The 17,454-nt window shown below is 54.1% G+C and carries 14 protein-coding genes; 4 read left to right on the top strand and 10 right to left on the bottom strand.

The features are described 5' to 3' along the window. Window positions 1-9 precede the first annotated feature (9 nt). The 4 genes from A6X21_RS06985 to A6X21_RS06970 all read right to left on the bottom strand — a co-directional run bounded on the left by A6X21_RS06985 (window position 10) and on the right by A6X21_RS06970 (window position 1,769). Entirely contained in the window at window positions 10-264 is a 255-nt protein-coding gene (locus tag A6X21_RS06985; protein WP_068846893.1) for a hypothetical protein, read from the bottom strand. A gap of 123 nt (window positions 265-387) precedes the next feature. After that, window positions 388-633 (bottom strand): anti-sigma factor family protein, encoded by a 246-nt coding sequence (locus A6X21_RS06980; protein ID WP_068846892.1) that lies wholly within the window; start codon window positions 631-633, stop codon window positions 388-390. Beyond that, window positions 630-1,265 carry a sigma-70 family RNA polymerase sigma factor gene (locus A6X21_RS06975; RefSeq protein WP_205847408.1) on the bottom strand — a complete coding sequence of 212 codons (636 nt, stop codon included), beginning with the start codon at window positions 1,263-1,265 and terminating at the stop codon, window positions 630-632. Before A6X21_RS06975 ends, A6X21_RS06980 begins: the two co-directional genes overlap by 4 nt. 60 nt (window positions 1,266-1,325) lie before the next feature. Next, window positions 1,326-1,769: an RrF2 family transcriptional regulator gene (locus A6X21_RS06970; RefSeq protein WP_068846891.1), complete on the bottom strand. Its 444-nt coding sequence runs from the start codon at window positions 1,767-1,769 to the stop codon at window positions 1,326-1,328. A 174-nt stretch (window positions 1,770-1,943) separates the two neighbouring features. Between A6X21_RS06970 and hmpA the strand changes: the two genes are divergently transcribed. Then, complete coding sequence (gene hmpA / locus A6X21_RS06965; RefSeq protein ID WP_068846940.1) at window positions 1,944-3,230, top strand: NO-inducible flavohemoprotein; 1,287 nt, start codon at window positions 1,944-1,946, stop codon at window positions 3,228-3,230. A gap of 343 nt (window positions 3,231-3,573) precedes the next feature. Here the strand turns inward: hmpA and A6X21_RS06960 are convergent, their stop codons facing one another. Both A6X21_RS06960 and A6X21_RS06955 read right to left on the bottom strand, forming a co-directional pair. After that, window positions 3,574-4,407: a hypothetical protein gene (locus tag A6X21_RS06960; RefSeq protein ID WP_068846890.1), complete on the bottom strand. Its 834-nt coding sequence runs from the start codon at window positions 4,405-4,407 to the stop codon at window positions 3,574-3,576. Between the two features lie 83 nt (window positions 4,408-4,490). Next, window positions 4,491-6,020 carry an MATE family efflux transporter gene (locus A6X21_RS06955; protein WP_240490191.1) on the bottom strand — a complete coding sequence of 510 codons (1,530 nt, stop codon included), beginning with the start codon at window positions 6,018-6,020 and terminating at the stop codon, window positions 4,491-4,493. A gap of 306 nt (window positions 6,021-6,326) precedes the next feature. On the opposite strand from A6X21_RS06955, the gene A6X21_RS06950 reads away from it, so the two are divergent. Beyond that, window positions 6,327-9,281, top strand: a complete 2,955-nt coding sequence (locus A6X21_RS06950; RefSeq protein WP_068846889.1) for a DUF1553 domain-containing protein — start codon at window positions 6,327-6,329, stop codon at window positions 9,279-9,281. Window positions 9,282-9,365: 84 nt separating this feature from the next. Continuing rightward, complete coding sequence (locus tag A6X21_RS06945; protein WP_068846888.1) at window positions 9,366-10,766, top strand: DUF1501 domain-containing protein; 1,401 nt, start codon at window positions 9,366-9,368, stop codon at window positions 10,764-10,766. Window positions 10,767-11,494: 728 nt separating this feature from the next. Here A6X21_RS06945 and A6X21_RS06940 read toward each other — a convergent pair. Further along, window positions 11,495-12,823 carry a Gfo/Idh/MocA family protein gene (locus tag A6X21_RS06940; protein ID WP_068846887.1) on the bottom strand — a complete coding sequence of 443 codons (1,329 nt, stop codon included), beginning with the start codon at window positions 12,821-12,823 and terminating at the stop codon, window positions 11,495-11,497. A gap of 217 nt (window positions 12,824-13,040) precedes the next feature. Between A6X21_RS06940 and A6X21_RS06935 the strand changes: the two genes are divergently transcribed. Beyond that, a complete protein-coding gene (locus tag A6X21_RS06935) occupies window positions 13,041-14,429 on the top strand; it encodes a Gfo/Idh/MocA family protein (protein ID WP_110766439.1) in 1,389 nt (462 codons plus the stop codon). A gap of 455 nt (window positions 14,430-14,884) precedes the next feature. Here the strand turns inward: A6X21_RS06935 and A6X21_RS06930 are convergent, their stop codons facing one another. The 3 genes from A6X21_RS06930 to A6X21_RS06920 all read right to left on the bottom strand — a co-directional run. After that, entirely contained in the window at window positions 14,885-16,060 is a 1,176-nt protein-coding gene (locus A6X21_RS06930) for an acyl-CoA desaturase (RefSeq protein ID WP_240490190.1), read from the bottom strand. Window positions 16,061-16,177: 117 nt separating this feature from the next. Beyond that, window positions 16,178-16,972 (bottom strand): response regulator transcription factor, encoded by a 795-nt coding sequence (locus A6X21_RS06925; RefSeq protein ID WP_068846886.1) that lies wholly within the window; start codon window positions 16,970-16,972, stop codon window positions 16,178-16,180. Then, a partial coding sequence (locus tag A6X21_RS06920) for a sensor histidine kinase (RefSeq protein ID WP_131818223.1) occupies window positions 16,969-17,454 on the bottom strand: 486 nt, incomplete at its 5' end. The genes A6X21_RS06925 and A6X21_RS06920, both read right to left, overlap by 4 nt.

Raw genomic sequence — 17,454 nt, 5'->3', positions numbered from 1 at the left:
GCTTCTGAATCAGGTCAGCCCGCCAGGGACAGCCAGCTCAGAGGTATCAAAGCGCTGTCTGCCAGGTCGAGCAGAATCAACCCCTTGAAAAACTGAAATCATCGACGGGCCAGAGACCCATTGAAGTGTCCGTTCACCATACACATCAGCAAGTGCAGATCGCAAGGAGAGACCACTGGCAAAGATCGAGAAGTCTCTGGTGGTTCTCAAAAGAGAGTCGACATCCACACCCGGTTTAACCGATGCTTTGCGATCTGGAATCACCAGGCGTTTCCCATCGGCCTCAAGTGGCGGAACACCAGATGGTCAGAATTTCTCTGGTGCTCCTGCGAATACTTTCGGCCGAAAACAGTGGTTATCTCCGGCTGTGATCACTCGAAAACCGGCCTAGGCAGCGGTCTGAGACTGGGCATACAGGATGGCCTGGATGATCTCTTCGGGCACAGGTTCCACCGTCTTTTCAGGAATCCCGGCCACCAGTTTCAAAGCCACCAAAGTGCGCTGATACCCCTCCAGATAGGCGACACAGGCAGGACATTCGGCCAGATGAGCATCAAATTCACGCTTCGTTGTGTGCGAAAGCTCTCCATCGAGATAAGCACTGAGAAAATCGGCGACTTCACGGCAGTTCATGGTTGGTCTCCTGAAAACCAGGGTTCAAGTAAAGTTCGTAGCGCTTGCCGGGCCCGATGCAGACGTGTTTTGACGACATCGGTCGTGGTCTGAAGCGACTGGGCTGTTTCTTCCGTGTCGAGGCCTTCGATATCTCTCAGCAACAGCACTGTGCGATAAATCTCTGGCAACTCATTGATCTTCTGATGCAGAAGTTCCCTGAGTTCGTTTCGCTGGGCTAACTCTTCGGAACTGAGGATAGGACATCGCGGCTCAATGCGATGATGATCATCATCTGTGAATGTCGGTAAGAACGCATCAATCGTACGTTTTTCCCGGCGTTCTCGAACCTGCAATTTTTTGAGTGAGGCATTCACCACAATGCGATGCAGCCAGGTAGAAAACTGCGAGCGAGCATCAAATTGTTGGATTTTGCGAAAGGCTGAAAGAAACGCTTCCTGCATCGCCTCGCGGGCATCGTCATCATGACGCAGAATGCGGCGGGCCACGTAATACATCGGATTGCAATAACGGCGCACAAACATCTCAAAGGCTTCGCGTTCACCGCCTCGCAATCGTTCAATCAACTGCTGTTCGTCTTCTGCGGGGGCATAAGTCATCCTGTCTGGTTCTGTCGGCGAATTCATCTCCATGCAGATCACCTTCTCGACGTACTCCCTCAATGGGTTCGCTGGGGAGTGTGCTGGCTCATGTCATGGTTTCACCTCTGGCGAAATGGGAAGGTCGCACAGGGGAATCACTCCTTTGGTAGATGCCAGCACCTGCCCTAAGGTAACACCGGCGAACGCTTTTTCCGTGTGGGCATAGGCTTTGTCGAGTTCGGCATGCAATGGGCAAAGCTCGGTATGCGAAGGTAAACCCAGAGGACATTGACGAATTCGCTCCAGTGGCGAGACGGCGTTGATGACATCCAGAATGGAGAGTTCTTTGGGATCGACCAGGAGGCTGTGACCACCCCCAGGCCCCGATTTGGACTTTACGATCCCGGCTCTTCCCAGATCCTGAAGTACGGTATTGAGATACCGCCGGGGAACTTGTGTGCGAGTGGCCAGTTCGTCGGCCAGCACAATTCCCGCAGGGGCACTGGCCAGACAGGCAACTGTCCGCAGGGCATATTCCGCCGTTTTTGAAATCATAATCTGAAGAAAACCTCTATTGAAATCCGATTCTACACCTTGACGTGTATTATTAAAGTGGTAAAGTTCATTCAGCCATGAATTGCCGCAGAACTTTCACGACATGCTCGGTCTTTGATGGCTCGCTGTCTCGTCATCAATGCGCCAGAAACAACTTACCTCGGGAGTCACAGCATGCTTTCTTCGGCCACTCTTTCAGTTGTTCGCGCGACGGCACCAGCCCTGGCTGAACATGCCCAGAGTATCACCAAACGATTCTATCAGCTCATGCTCTCGGAGCATCCTGAACTCTGGGCTTATTTCAACCCGGCTCATCAGCAAAGCGGGCGGCAATCCATGGCTCTGGCGAATGCCATTGTGGCCTATGCGACGCATATCGAGAATCTGGGAGTGCTCTTGCCAGCAGTCGAGCTCATTGCACAGAAGCATTGTTCTTTGGGTGTTCAACCAGAGCATTACCCGATTGTGGGGAAGTACCTGCTGCGGGCAATTCGCGATGTTCTCGGAGAGGCCGCGACCGATGATGTCCTGACTGCGTGGGGAGAAGCTTACCAGTTGCTGGCAGATCTTCTGATTGAACGGGAAGCGGCCATTTACAGCGAGCAGCAGTCTCAGCCCGGCGGCTGGAAGGGCTATCGTACGTTTGTTGTCGAGCGTAAAATTCCCGAATGCGAAACCATTACGTCCTTCTATCTGAAACCAGCCGATCATCAGTCGTTGCCGGAATTCAAGCCAGGACAATACATCACGGTCAAGGTTCCTCCTCAGAGCACCGGCTTCAGATCATCAGAGGCAGCCGCCACGGGAGAGATTCCGCGAGGATTGCTCTCTCCCCGCAATTACAGCCTTTCCGATCAGCCGGGGAAAGACTACTTCCGGATCAGTGTCAAACGGGAGTCCGCTCGTCAGGAAGTATCTCCGGTTGATGGCCTGGTTTCCAATCATCTGCACGACGGTATTCATGAAGGTGATCGACTCGAAATTGGCCCCCCTTGTGGCGAATTCTCCATCGATCCCGTACTCGCAGCCAGGAAACCACTGGTCTTTGTGGCGGGTGGAGTTGGCATGACCCCGCTCCTCTCGATGCTCAAAACTGTGATTGCAGAAGAACCTCAACAACCAATCCGTTTTATTGTGCTGACGAGAAACAGCGGGTCACATTCCCACCGACAGGAACTGATCGATCTGGCGACTCGCTGCCCGCAACTGAAACTGCACCTGCATTACAGCCAGCCGCTGGAAAATGACCGACCAGGCGACTGCTTTCATACGCAAGGTCCTGTCGATCAGAACCTGTTGAAGGAACTTCTGGCCACGCAGGCGGCAGAGACGGAGTATTACTTCTGTGGACCTTCTGCACTGATGCAGGAGATGATCTCAGCACTTTCGGGACTGCAGATCGATCCATCGCGAATCCATTATGAATTCTTTGGCCCGAAAGTCGCACTCGCCATGGCCTGATCGATGACATGAGATCCTGTGGATACAGCAAATCCTTGCAGCCGAGCATTGAGGCTAGATATCGCCGCTATCATTTATAAATAAATTTGTTCGGGTGCTCATTCGTTTTATCTTCGCCAGAGACTGGGTGGCTGGGGTCAAACGTCCTCGTTTGCCCCCAGTTCTTTGGACTTTGATCGATTTTTAACGAACAGCATGAAAAGACATGGATCTATGTTTCGGATGCATTTGCGCTGTGGAAGTTTGTTGACCAGGGGGCGGATGAAGACATCCGACCCCTGCCACCCGCCGGTCCATCAGATCGATTGAAATCAACGCCATGCAGCCGAACAGTGAGGACCAGTTATCGCGGCTGGTGATCCTGTTCGGCTTTTTCGATCTTTTTCCAGAACTCGCTGTTCATCTCGGGGCAGAATTTTTCCAGCAGTTCCGTCATCCGTTCCACTTTTGTGGCGACAATATCGTCGCGAGAGGCACGCCGGGTCATGTAGCTTCCATCGACCAGCATGTGGGCAAAGATCTCGGCTTTATCCTCTTCAACACCCATCGTGGAATAATGATTCAGAAATCCCGGATATTTATCAGTGAGTACCGAAGTATCGGCCACGTTCTGCACGCTTTTCCCCCCACCAGGTGTGTATTGAAACTGAGGGGGATTCAGCAATAACCAGCGGTCATCGTTATAGAGTTTTCCATCATCGCGATAGTCGATCATATGATAGAAATCGTGATGCAGGACTTTGCGCATGTAAAGACTGTTCTTCATGCCGCGAACAATGTCAAGATAGAGTGAATCATGCTCGAAGTCGGGAATGGCGTTACGCCTTTGGCCAGCAAATGAGAGTTCGTCACAAAAGACAATTCTTTTCAGCTTTGTCAGGCGAATCAATTCTGGCGGATAGAGTGAAAATTCTTTGACAAACAGGGGCTGATAAGCCCGAACCTGCTGCTCAGTCGCGGCTTTTCCTTCAATGAGGCCATGAGTGGTTCTAACTGGGAAATCGAGATTCGACGTGAGGATCTCAATCTGATACGTGATAGCGACTTGCTGCAGTTCATCGATAGAAGTGTTTTTGTTTTGTGCGCGATCTTCATAAGTCGAACTGGTTGCCGAGCAGCTTGAGAATATTGAAATAGGGATATATGAAAAGAATAGAAGTATGGATCGTATCTGCATTTGATGTCTACTATGTCGATAAGAAATGAACATTCCTGTATCAAGTCAATGCTGATTGACCGGGTGAAAAATCTATCAGACGACTAGACTTTGACATGAGTCCATCGTCCGGCAAGGTATCGCCAACTGATCAGGCAGCAGCGCAGAATGTTATCAGCTCCCATACCGATCCACGCACCAAACAGGCCGTAATTCAGACCAATTCCCAGAGACCAGGCCACGGGGACTCTGACGAAGAAGGTGCCCAGAAAGGCGCACCACAGAGGAAATCTTGTATCTCCCGAACCTCGCAATGTACTAACCAGGACAATCAGAATCGCGTTGGGAATCTGATAGCACGCCATCAGTCGGAAGGGATCGACGCCAATTGTCTGCACGAGCGGGTCAATGTGCATATTGGCGTAGATCTGCGGTGCGAAAGTAAAGAACAGGACTGACATCAACGCGGCATAGGCGACGGCCTGACCGACTGCAGCGAAGCCACAGGCGCGTGCCAGATCGGGTCGTTGTGCACCGAGATATCGCCCGGCCAGGCTTCCGCTGGCAATACCAAAGGCGACGGCTGGTAGATACGACAAGGCTTCCACTCGCACGCCGATAATATGAGCCGCAAAGGCCGCTTTTCCGTCGGTGAGTCGGGAGATAATCATGAGAAACAGAAAATGTCCCGTGAAGGTGGCGACACCATCAAGAGCAGCAGGCCCGCCGATGCGCATCAGTCGCCAGGTGCTTTCCCGCCGGATGAGAAACTCTTTGTAGACGATCTGGAGGACTGTTCTGCCAGATGTCAGAAACCAGGCCATGAGCATAGCGCCGCTGAACTGGGCACAGACGGTTCCGTAGACGATCCCATTGACTCCCAGCTTGGGGACAGGCCCCAGGCCATAAACAAAGGTCGTGGAAAGGACGATGTTAACGACACTGGTGAGACAGAGCACATAGAGCGGAGTGCGCATATCGCCAGCGCCTCTCAGACTCGCTGCTCCCACCAGCACCCAGGCGGAAAAGATCTGCCCGATGGCGTCAATTCTCAGGTAAGTCACACCAATCTGGACGGATTCTCCCGAGAGTCCCAACAGCCAGACAATGCCGGGAGCCATTGTGAACAGGACGCAAGAAACCGATATTCCGATGCAGATCGCCAGTGCCATGGCTCGCGAAATGATCGTGCGGGCTTCATCAAATTGATGGGCTCCCCAGAACCTGGCGATGAGCGCGGTGGCTCCCACTCCGACCAGGCCGAAAATCATCGAACCCAGCCAACTGACATAGGCCGCCATGCCAATCGCGGCAGTTTCTTCCTGCCCCAGTCGACCAGAGAGATAGACATCAAAGAAGCCGACCGAGAAATGCAGCACCTGCTCTAACAGGACTGGCCAGGCAAGCAGAATTACGGCTCGATGGGCACCCGCCCAGGAGAGATGATCGGGCAATGAAGTTTGTGGCTGCTTTTCTCGCGATGAAGAAGCGTTGCTTACCAACTGCTCTGAAGAAACCTCTTCTATCAAAGCGTTTGCCTCTTCTATGAAAGCGTTGGAAAGAGGAGCGAGAGAATCAGCCGCTGGATTTCGAACATCAGTCGGGATGCCGTCAACAGATTGTGGTTTTGCCAACACAGCATCCTTAACCTGCGGGGTGTCTCTGCACGCCGCGCGACTGTCTTCGAATTCGCTACTGGAGTTTAGCAGTTCACCTGAACTTATCGATTCCATCGACCAGCCTGAGGAATCAACCAGCGGGGGAAAATTCTCTCGCATCACGACGCATCAATACGTTATTATCTTTTGGTTAGTTGCTTCGCAGGGCGAATTGATCGTTAGGATTAGCAGGCTCACGGTTTTCCTGAGCCTCGTGTGCGTTGTATTTCAGGCGAACGGTCCATTTTCATGACTCTGCGGTATTTTTCCCGGTGAACAATTATGGTTGCGGCCTCTCAATTCTCCTGGAAAAGTCGTCTCTCTGCGAAAAGTCGTCCATCTGCCTGGCTTTCCCTGGTGGTTGCGATGGCTTTAGCACTGGGGATGATCCCGGCACAGGCCGGGCAGACGCCTGCGGAATTCTTCGAATCGCGGATTCGTCCCGTTCTGATCAAAGAGTGTTATTCGTGCCATTCCAGTCAGGCTCCGGTGCTCAAGGGCGCGCTCAACCTTGAGCACCGAGCTGGCTGGCAAACCGGAGGCGATTCGGGCCCGGCGATTGTTCCCGGGAATCCGGAAGACAGTCTGCTCCTTTCGGCGATGAAATTTGATGGCCTCGAAATGCCACCAGCCGGGCGGCTATCGAATGAGATCATTGCTGACTTTGAAAGCTGGATCAAAGCGGGTGCTTTCGATCCCCGGTCTGAGACCGCCACGACTGCAAAGAATGCTCCGCTGAGTGGCATGAGTATCGAAGCTGGTAAACAGTTCTGGTCATTTCAGCCACTAACTCAGGCTGCGCCACCCGCTTTACAGAATCCTGGATGGGGCGCAGTCGCGACCGATGAGAGTTCGACACAGAGCCGGTTGATTGACCATTGGGTTCTGGCTCGACTGGAGGCGGCCCAGGTAGCTCCTTCACCACCGGCCGATGTCCGCACGCTGGTACGCCGCATTTACATCGATCTGACGGGGCTGACACCTTCGGCTCTGGAGGTCGAGGAGTTCTGCCAGGATCAGCGTCCTGATCGCATTGAGCGGTTGGTGGATCAACTTCTGGATCGTCCTGAGTACGCAGAGCATTGGGCACGCCGGTGGCTCGATGTGGCCCGTTATGCCGACAGCAATGGCTCGGATTTCAACGCTACCTTCCGTGAAGCGTGGCGGTATCGAAATTATGTGATCGAAGCCTACAAAAACGACCTGCCTTACGATCAATTCATTCAAGAGCAACTGGCCGGTGATCTTCTGCCATCCACTTCTGAAGAGGAGCGTATTCGAAAACTGGTCGCGACGGGCTTTCTGATGCTCGGCCCGAAAATGCTGAGTGAACGCGACAAACTCAAGCTGCAGATGGATGTCGTGGATGAGCAGCTCGACACAATTGGCAAAGCGTTTCTCGGCATGACGATGGGCTGTGCCCGGTGCCATGACCATAAATTTGATCCTGTGCCGACGGCAGACTATTACGCCATGGCGGGCATTCTCAAGAATACCCTCTCCTTGCAGGGTGAAATTCAGAAGTATGTTTCCGACTGGCCCGAGGTGCCACTTCCGATCGCTGCGGAACACCGCATAGCGCTGGAGCAGTTCGAGCAGGCCAGGAAGTCTTTGCAATCACAACTGGCGTCCATCAAGAAGCAGTTGAACAGTTCCACGGGCTCGACGAATGAAGGATCTGACAGGCAACTGGAACTGGGCATTGTTGTCGATGATACGGCTGCTGAATTTGTGGGAGAGTGGAAACAGAGCACACATTCCAAGCCCTATGTGGGTGCGGGGTATCGTCACGACGACAACTCAGACAAAGGTGAGAAATCGGCGACTTTCAAGACCGCGCTGCCAGCCGATGATGAGTACGAAGTGCGTGTCTCGTTTACACCGGCGGCGGCCCGGGCTCAAGCTGTGCCCATTTCTGTGACGCATGCTGCGGGTGAGACCACAGTCAAACTCAATCAGCAGAAGTCAGGATCGATTGGTGGTCTGTTCGAAACGATCGGTCGCTTCCGCTTCAAGGCCGATAGCCCTGCGGTGGTCAAATTTGAGACGGCTGGAACAAAGGGACATGTGATTGTTGATGCTGTCCAATGGATCCCTGTGCGCGATATCGAAGCCCATCGGGCCATGCTGGCGAAAGCGGCCAGCCAGTCTCAGGCGAATGCCGAACGAGACAAACTGCAGAACGAAATGAAGGCGATGGAAGGGAAAATGGCGGAGCTGCTCAAGACTGCACCGCCACCAGCTCCCAAGGCCATGGCTGCTCAGAATACCCCCTCATTTGCAGACTGTGCGATCTGCATTCGAGGTGAGCCTCACCAGTTGGGAAAAGTCGTCCCGCGAGGTTTCCTGCAAGTTGCTTCATGGGAGCCTGCTCGACCCATCCCTGCCGATGTGAGTGGACGCCAGGAACTCGCGCACTGGGTGGCCCATCCTCAGAATCCTTTAACGGCCCGCGTGTATGTCAATCGGATCTGGAAGTCCCTGCTGGGATCCGGCATTGTCCGTACGACAGATAACTTTGGTGTGCTGGGTGAACGGCCCACACATCCAGAACTGCTCGACGCGCTCGCGAGCAGTTTTATCCAACAAGGCTGGTCGACGAAGAAGCTCATTCGTGCGATTGTGCTCTCGAAGACTTATCAGCAGTCTTCGACCTATCGTCCGGAGGCAGCGGCCATCGACCCTGAGAACAAACTTCTCTGGCGCGCCAATCGGCAGCGGCTATCGGCGGAATCGATGCGCGACAGCCTGATTTCTCTGACCAGCGGGCTGGAGACACCGGATCGGGATTCACCCGTCAAATCACTGGGGAAGCTGGTTGCCGAAAACAATCCCAAGGGGGCTGCCAAGTCGATTCAGGAATCGCGCACAAGAACGATTTATCAACCGGTCGTGCGCGGCGAGATTTCTCCACTGCTGGCTGTCTTTGACTTTGCTGACCCTGATTTTGTCGTGGGTGATCGCTCTGTCAGTACAGTCCCTGCCCAGGCGTTGGTGATGCTGAACAGCCCGTTCGTTAAAGAGTCGGCACAACAGATCGCCCGCCAGGTCGTGGAAGATGCCAGCATTCCCAGTGATGGTCGAGCCAGTGCGATTTATCTGCGATTACTGGGCCGTCCTGCTCAAGAAGAAGAAATTCAACTGGCTAACAAACTGGCTGGCCCGGGTGATCTGGCAGGCTGGTCGCGCGTGGCACATGCCCTGATTGCCTCGACCGAATTCCGCTGGCGGGATTGATGCATTTCGAAGCACCAGCCAATGGATGCCATAGCCTCGATTGATTGAAACTGTTGTGCTGTTAACCGTCGTCAGGAGGGAATGATGTACGATCAAATTGCTGCCCGATTTTCCCGACGGACGGTTCTTTCCTCGCTGGCAGGAAGTCTGGCGGGATTAACACTGGGGACTGGTCTTTCCCGCTGGGCAGGTGCCAGCAGCGAGGTTCAGAACGCAGCGCCTGTCGTGGGAGAACCTCACTTTCCTCCCCGCGCGAAAAGGGTCATTTTCCTGTTCATGCATGGCGGTGTCAGTCAGGTTGATACCTTCGATTACAAGCCTGAACTGTCAAAGCTGGATGGCAAAACGTTGCCATTTCAGGCGGCAGCGAACATCGATGCCAAGCCGGTGTTGATGCAGTCTCCCTGGAAGTTCAACCAGTATGGAGAATCGGGGGCCTGGTGTTCGGAACTGTTCCCCCACATCGCCCAGCAGATCGACAGGCTGTGTATTATCAAGTCGATGCACAGCCGGGGGCAATCGCATGGTCAGGCGGTTTCGATGCTGCATACCGGAAGTGACAATCTGGTGCGGCCTTCTGTTGGTGCCTGGGTCTCTTATGGACTGGGCTGTGAAAACGAGAATCTGCCTGCTTTTGTTTCGATTGGCCCTTCGGCAGGTCATGGCGGGCCACGCAATTATGGGGCGGCCTTTCTGCCTGCGATCCATCAGGCCACAACGATTGGAAGACAGGGTCGGCTGGGTAATGGACAGATTGATTTTCTGAGCCAGGCGACACCTGAGCAGCTCGAACTAGTGCGTGCCATTCAGACGATCAGTCAGAAACATCTGGATCGTGTGGGCCCGGATGCTCAATTGCAGGGGGCGATTGAAACTTACGACCTCGCTTATCGAATGCAGGCTGCGGCTCCCGATGTGCTGGATCTCTCCCACGAAACCGAAGCGACGAAGGTGGCTTACGGGATCGGCGAAAAAGCGACTGACGAGTTTGGCAGACAATGCCTGCTGGCGCGCAGGCTGGTGGAATCGGGGATTCGATATGTGGAGTTATCCACAGGGAACGTCTGGGATCAGCATGGCGGGTTACGAGCGGGCCATGCCAAGAATGCGATGGCTGTCGATCAGCCGATTGCAGCTCTGTTGAATGATCTTGATCAGCGGGGATTGCTCGATGAGACCCTTGTCGTGTGGGCGGGTGAGTTTGGCCGAACGCCGATCGTGCAGGGGAATGATGGACGCGATCATAATCCGCAGGGATTTACGGTCTGGCTGGCTGGTGGTGGTGTGAGAAATGGTTTTTCGTATGGCGAGACCGATGAGGTCGGCTATTTCGCGGCCAAAGATCGCGTCCATATGCACGACCTGCATGCGACAATGCTGCACCTTCTCGGCATCGATCATGAGCGGCTGACGTACAAGTATGCGGGCCGAGATTTCCGACTGACCGATGTGCATGGGCGCGTCGTCAAAGAGATCCTGGTCTAATATCTATCCCAGAAATCAAATACGCGCAGAGAGTCGATCAAGCATGCTTGTTCCGGGCCGCTGTCTATTACACACAACTTTGCATGCCTATTGATCTGAAGTGTGGCTGAAGGCTGGGTGGCTGGGGTCAAACGTCCTCGTTTGCCCCCCAGGTCATTGGACTTGGATCGTCGCTGAAGAACTTTCTCAACAGCCATGAAGCATGTCTTCAGATGCTTTCGTGTTGGTCAACTTGATGTGACCAAGGGCCAATAAAGAGATCCGGCTCCTGCGACCCGGGCAAGAACCACGCCCTTTCGCAAAGCCTCCAGGGCGTGCCACCCAAGGCTGACAGCGAATGTGACGTTGAAAAGCCTTAAGACCACTCCCTTCCGTACTGTTTTAGTCTTTTAGGGGCCTCTGCGTCGTGCCACTCAAAAGTGTGCCACCCAAGAGAAAGTCAAGATTGGTGGCAGGGTATGCGCATGGCGCGGCTTCTTGTTGTCGTGGAACTGCACGACAACCTGTGTCGGCGAGTTGGGCACAAGTTGGCCGGGCTACCCTCGGGTGGAAGTTATGTGTACTAGACAGCTCCGAGCCGCAAGCATGGCACTAAGCCGGTGGTTTTGGTTGAGTCTTCAAACCCCCAGCAATATTCAGCATGATCTGGGGGTTCGCGAAGACGCTCAACCCCAGCCACCCCATATCAGGGAGCACGGTCGAATACTGAAATCGGCAGAAGTGGGTGGTCATTCATCCTGGTAGACTTTCGGGGCGTAGAGAACCACTGGATGAGCCGCGCCGGGGAGCCATAACGTCAGGCCACCTTCTGCTGTATCGACGCGCACCACGCCATCCGGGCAGGAATTGACGCTGGAGGCAAGAATCGCCTCTAAAGCCTGTACCGCTGCGACAACAGGACGATCTGCAGTCAGACTGGAAAATGACAGAGCATTGACTTCCTGCAGCCGCGAAGTGCGAGTCCCCGTTGAAGCGTATTCGATGTAGGCGACTTCGCGGAAGAACCGCTCAATCGCTTCGATGCCATAGCCTCTCTGCGTGCGCTCATTCCAGGGTTCAATCGCTTGACCGTTGTAATGCGTATTGATGGTGGTTTTCAGTTCGTGCGGCGTGCGGCCTTCGACAGTGAGTTCAATACCTCGCTTGCGGGAATGGCCGTTCCAGACGCCGTTATCAAATCGAAACTGAACCTCCTGCTCGACATAACCGGGGAAGTTATCGGGCGTCACCCAGGAGGTATGGATATCGAAACTGGCCGTTCGCCGATCGGGATAAGCATAAGTGACACGCAGTTGTGTGCTGTCCCAGGTCGGGCCGTCAATCGTTCCCGCTAATCCGCGCTGGCCGGTCGCACTGACGGAAATGAGTCGGCCACCAAAGGTGAAATCAATCAGCTTGAGATAATGGCATGCCACGTAAGTGCCGGGATTGCGGCCATGATTCCACGTGGCAAACTGCCCCAGACCCACTGACTTTGGTTCCAACAGCGAGCAATATCCATGATTGACGTGTGATAGAACTCCATCGACCACCAGTGTTCGGAGGCGCTTATGATCGGGGTCGAAAAGTTTGTGATAGACGACACGCACCAGTCGCTGGTGATGCTGTGCCAGACGATGCAGTTCATCGAGTTCGCTCAATGAAAGCACTGATGGTTTCTCAATCAGCACGTGCTTACCGGCCATTAAGGCGAGTCGGGCGGCATCGAAATGTCGATCATCTGGTGTCGCAATACATACGGCATCGAGTGCAGCACCTGTCGAGCTTTGTAAAAGCGTTTGGAGGCCATGCTCGCCGGTTTCACTGGTAAAGGTTGCCAGATGATGAGGTGCCTGAGCCCGATAGGCTTCGGCCCGACGACCTGTGAGGCTGACGACGGCTGCCAGTTGGCAAGTGATCACACCGACATCGGGTGAGTAGAATCCTCGCTGACCGGCTTGTTCGAAAAATGGCCGATAGGTTTCGTCGAAGATCATGCCAAAACCCACCATCCCTGCCCGCAGTGGAACATCGGGACGACGGCGCTCCGGGATTTCTGAGTGAAGTGAGTGGTTCATTAGCAGAGAACTTCCTTACGAGACAGGTTTCGAGAGTGAGGGTTGTGCGATCAGACTTTTATGATTTTGCATCATGGCCCGTGGAAGTGAACTCTGGAAGTGGCTCGGTCTTCGTGGGATGATCAAATCATCGAGTTTCCTCGATTTTTCCTTTCGCTATCCATCACCAATCCCGAAGCATCCTGAAACCTCTCTTCTTTGAAATGGCGAGTGAATTATGGATCGACGTGACTTTTTGAGTACGACCACAACAGCCAGCCTGCTGGGTTCCGCGGCACTTTGGATCGATCCGGCTCGAGGAGAGTTGCCCTCTGCTTTGCAGGATTCGTCTCCTGTGCCGAAGAAGAAGCGTCGCGTGGCTGCCATTGGTGTGGGCTGGTATGGCAAATGTGATCTGTTGCGATTGATGCAGGTGGAGCCAGTTGATGTGGTCGCACTTTGTGATGTCGATTCGCAAATGCTGGCCAATGCCGCCGAGTTGATCACCAAGCGTGGAAAGCTCGAAAAACCACCGGCACTTTACAGTGATTATCGAAAGTTGCTGGCTGAGGCCAAGCCCGACATTGTGCTGATCGCCACGCCGGATCATTGGCATGCCTTGACGATGATTGCGGCTGTCGAAGCGGGTGCCGATGTTTATGTTCAGAAGCCGACGAGTGTCGATGTTGCCGAGAGCCAGGCAATGCTGGCGGCTGCGAGGAAGCACGGGCGCGTGGTGCAGGTGGGAACTCAACGCCGCAGTACGCCTCATATTGCCGAGGCGAAGCAGAAGTTCATCGATACGGGGATGCTGGGAAAAATCGGCCTTGTCGAGGTCTATTGCTATTACCACATGCGGGCCAAAGAGAATCCGCCGATCACAGAGCCGCCAGAAAACCTCGATTATGAAATGTGGGCAGGCCCGGCACCCAAGCGGCCTTATTCGGCACTGATTCATCCCCGCAGATGGCGGGCCTTTACCGAGTACGGCAATGGGATCATGGGTGATATGTGCATTCACATGCTCGATACGGCCCGGTTTATGCTGGGATTGGGCTGGCCCCAGGCGGTTTCATCCGTCGGTGGGATCTATGTCGATCGCCAGAGCCAGGCCAACATTCCCGATACACAGACTGCCACGTTCGATTTCGGCGATCTGGATGTTGTCTGGCAACATCGCAGTTACGGCTCGACGCCCGACCCGAAGTATCCGTGGGGAGTCACAATTTATGGCGACAAGGGAACTCTTAAGGTGAGTGTCATGAGCTACGACTTCATTCCTCAGGGAAGAGGCGAAGCTGTTCATAAAGATGTCACGTATGAACTCGAAGAGTATCCCGAAGACAAGACCGAGAAGGATCTCGAAAAGCATGTGGCACCGGCGATTCGCGCTCACATGCGGAACTTTCTCAAGGCGATCGATGAGCGATCAAAGCCCATTGCGGATATTGAAGAAGGGCACATCTCGACGGTGAGTTGCCTGCTGGCAAATCTTTCGCTGGAGTTGGGCCGCACACTGCGTTGGGATGCCGTGAACGGGCTGGTGATTGATGATGCTGAAGCCAACAGCCGCCTGGCCAGGCCTTATCGTGCACCATGGGTGCATCCCGGGGTGAAGCTGAGTTGAAGAGCCTGTCTCTTACACACATCTTTTGCCGAAAGGCTTTTTGACGAGTGGCTGGGGTCAAACGTCCTCGTTTGCCCCCAGTTCATGGGACTCTGGCGATTGATATCGATGGAGTTGGAGGCGGATGAAGACATCCGGCCCTTGCCACCCTCCCTGGCTAAAAATTAATCTTGAAAGGTTTAATGACCACGCCCTTCCGCAGTGTTTTGTTTTTGGGGCCTCCAAGGTCGTGCCACCCAAGACAGCTCAAGGGTTGTGACTGGGGACACGCATGGCGCGGCATCTTGTTGTCGTGGCTTCGCACGAAAACCCGGCCACGAGTTGGCCGGGCCACCCGTCAACGACCTGCAAGTTAATTAAAAAAGAGCCCCGCTTTTCCTGAGTGGAGAAGCGGGGCTCTCTTGAGAATGAACGTGAATATCGAACCGATATTCCGGGATTACCCGTAAACCGGGTTAGCAGCCTTCGGCGGCCGAGCGATTTTGTGGAATGCGATCATCGATATCGTAGGCCATACCAATGGCTCTCAGGGCCTTGATCGACCACCAGGTGATATCGAATTCCCACCACTTGTGGCCAGCAGGGGCGACGTTGGGGTGAGCGTGATGATTGTTGTGCCAGCCTTCACCATAGGCGAAAATGGCAACCCACCAGAGGTTCTTGGAGGCATCGCGAGTATCGTAGTTGCGGTAGCCCCACAGGTGTGTGGCGGAGTTCACGAACCAGGTGCCGTGGTAAACGAGTGTCATCCGGAGGCACAGACCCCAGAGCATGACAGACAGACCTGTGTACCAGTCGAGGCCACCTGCCAGATAACCGATGCCGAAGAAGAATGCTCCCGAACCAATCAGGATAAGCCCATAATAACGTTCGAAGAACTGGAGCATGGGGTCCTTGATCAGGTCAGGCACATAGCGGCGCATGACCATGGCCTTGGCTTCTGGTGAGCGGCGGACAAACAACCAGGCAATGTGTGACCACCACTGTCCATCGAATGGGGAGTGAGGATCACCTTCGTGATCGGACCGCTGATGGTGCAGGCGATGAGTGGCTGTCCAGAAGAGAGGCGAGCCTTCGCCGGAGAGGACTCCGCAGAGTGTGCAGAGGAAACGGAATGGCTGACGCAACCGCAGCGAGCGATGTGACAGACAGCGGTGATAAGCCAGACAAATGCCAATGCTTCCCGTTAACCAGTGCATGACCAGGAAGACACCCAGCGCTGTCCAGGTAAAGAAAAATGGAGCAGCAATGGCACCAGCATGCATCAGCACGAGCCAGCCGACCACGGGCCAGTCAATGTTATCCCAGCGAAGCTGCCTGGGGCTGTACGATTCGTACATTGTTGTCAGCGCTGGATTGTTCTCGCCGACGACTCGCACAGAACTGGCACGAGAAGCCCGGACACGGTCTTCGATGGTCAGTTGAGGAGCAACCAGTGTCTCAGCCACCAGTTGGCTGGGTGCAGCATCTAATGGTGCAACGTCTAGGGGTGCAGCGTCGAGAGGTGCTGTCTCTAATGGTGCGGCATCAACAGCCGAGCATTCGACCGACTGAGCTGAGTCTGTATGGCTAAGGTGATCAGTCACCGCAGATTCGTTGGGAGCAGGTGGGACGAGCGAGGTAGGGGACATATCCAAATTCCCGATGTTTTTCGTGCATGGCCTGGCGAAATTGCCAAGTTTCAGTCTTATACATGAATCATCGGGATTGGTGTGTCAGGTGAGTGTCAAGCTTTTGTCAAACTTTTGTCATTCCGCAAACTCTTCATCAGTAACATCTTGCGACGAGGGGAAGGGAAGAAACCGATATCCGGTCCCGCGAACCGAGAGAATATGCACCGGTTTCGAAGGATCGGGCTCAATCAGTTTTCGCAGCCTCAAAACAAAGTTATCGATCGTGCGTGTGGTGACTTCGGCATGTTCATCCCACACATGATTGAGAATTCTGGTGCGTGAAAGGACTTCGCCCTGATGCTCGATAAAGTATTTGAGCAATTCGAGTTCCAGCGTGGTCAGGCTATGGACACGCTCGCCGACGGAGACCTGGAATGTCTGAAAATTGACGATCACCCGGCCAAACTGAAATCTGCCGGGAGATGAGCCCTGAGTCGAACTGCTCTGCTCAGCAGCAGGTGCAGGGTCAGCCGGGGCTGCTGGCGTTGATAACCGAATCGACTGATGACGATGAATCAGGCTTTTCACCCGGCTCAAAATCTCACGCAGGGCGAAGGGTTTGGTCATGTACTGATCACCACCCAGATCGAACGCGAGAATCTTGTCTTCACTCAGCGTCCGCGCGGAGAGGACGAGGACGGGTGTCATCACCTGTTTCTGCCGGAGTTCGCGCAAGACCTCGTAGCCTGAAAGTCCGGGGAGCATCAAATCGAGCACAATCAGGGCGAACTCTTCTGCATCCGTCTGTGAGACGGCAGCCAGAGCCTCGTGGCCATCGGTGGCGACGACAACTTCGTAACCTTCCTGCTCGAAGTTGAATTTCAGACCTTCGGCAATCGCTTCTTCATCTTCAACGACGAGAATTCTCATGTTATGACCCGTCCTGGAAGGATCAATTCAAAAGTGGTGCCAGTTTCCAGAGGCTTGCCTTCCAGATCTTTCAGCCCGAAGCGCACACTGGAAAGGCTCCATGAATGACTATTGACCGGGTGAACGTGAATTCTGCCTTTCAACTGCCGGACTAACGTCTGCACAATGTACAGACCCAGCCCTGTTCCTTTGGTTCGTCTCTGCAGTTCGTTACCCGCACGATAGAACATTTGAAAAATTCGCTTGCGATCTTCGGGAGCAACACCCGCTCCGTTGTCGGTCACGCGGATTACGATCCGGGCATGATCCACCGCACGAACTTCGACAAAAATCAGGGGTGGATGTCCACCATACTTGATGGCATTGTCGAAGAGATTCCGAAAAATGGTTTCTACGACGATTTGAGGTGCTCGCAGGACGGCTGTATCGAGATCAAACTGGAAGATCTCTGTGACTTCTTTGCGGTAATGCCCCGCGACCTC

The organism is Planctopirus hydrillae, assembly GCF_001707835.1.
In the GTDB taxonomy this organism is placed as follows: domain Bacteria; phylum Planctomycetota; class Planctomycetia; order Planctomycetales; family Planctomycetaceae; genus Planctopirus; species Planctopirus hydrillae.
Note: the sequence above shows the minus strand (reverse complement) of the source record. Positions and strands in the feature narration are given on the sequence as shown.

Bases quoted from the DNA above. Each gene is read 5' to 3' on its own strand.
- A6X21_RS06980 (WP_068846892.1), bottom strand. From the start codon at position 633: ATGAACTGCCGTGAAGTCGCCGATTTTCTCAGTGCTTATCTCGATGGA.
- A6X21_RS06975 (WP_205847408.1), bottom strand. From the start codon at position 1,265: ATGGAGATGAATTCGCCGACAGAACCAGACAGGATGACTTATGCCCCC.
- A6X21_RS06970 (WP_068846891.1), bottom strand. From the start codon at position 1,769: ATGATTTCAAAAACGGCGGAATATGCCCTGCGGACAGTTGCCTGTCTG.
- hmpA (WP_068846940.1), top strand. From the start codon at position 1,944: ATGCTTTCTTCGGCCACTCTTTCAGTTGTTCGCGCGACGGCACCAGCC.
- A6X21_RS06960 (WP_068846890.1), bottom strand. From the start codon at position 4,407: ATGCAGATACGATCCATACTTCTATTCTTTTCATATATCCCTATTTCA.
- A6X21_RS06950 (WP_068846889.1), top strand. From the start codon at position 6,327: ATGGTTGCGGCCTCTCAATTCTCCTGGAAAAGTCGTCTCTCTGCGAAA.
- A6X21_RS06945 (WP_068846888.1), top strand. From the start codon at position 9,366: ATGTACGATCAAATTGCTGCCCGATTTTCCCGACGGACGGTTCTTTCC.
- A6X21_RS06940 (WP_068846887.1), bottom strand. From the start codon at position 12,823: ATGAACCACTCACTTCACTCAGAAATCCCGGAGCGCCGTCGTCCCGAT.
- A6X21_RS06935 (WP_110766439.1), top strand. From the start codon at position 13,041: ATGGATCGACGTGACTTTTTGAGTACGACCACAACAGCCAGCCTGCTG.
- A6X21_RS06930 (WP_240490190.1), bottom strand. From the start codon at position 16,060: ATGTCCCCTACCTCGCTCGTCCCACCTGCTCCCAACGAATCTGCGGTG.
- A6X21_RS06925 (WP_068846886.1), bottom strand. From the start codon at position 16,972: ATGAGAATTCTCGTCGTTGAAGATGAAGAAGCGATTGCCGAAGGTCTG.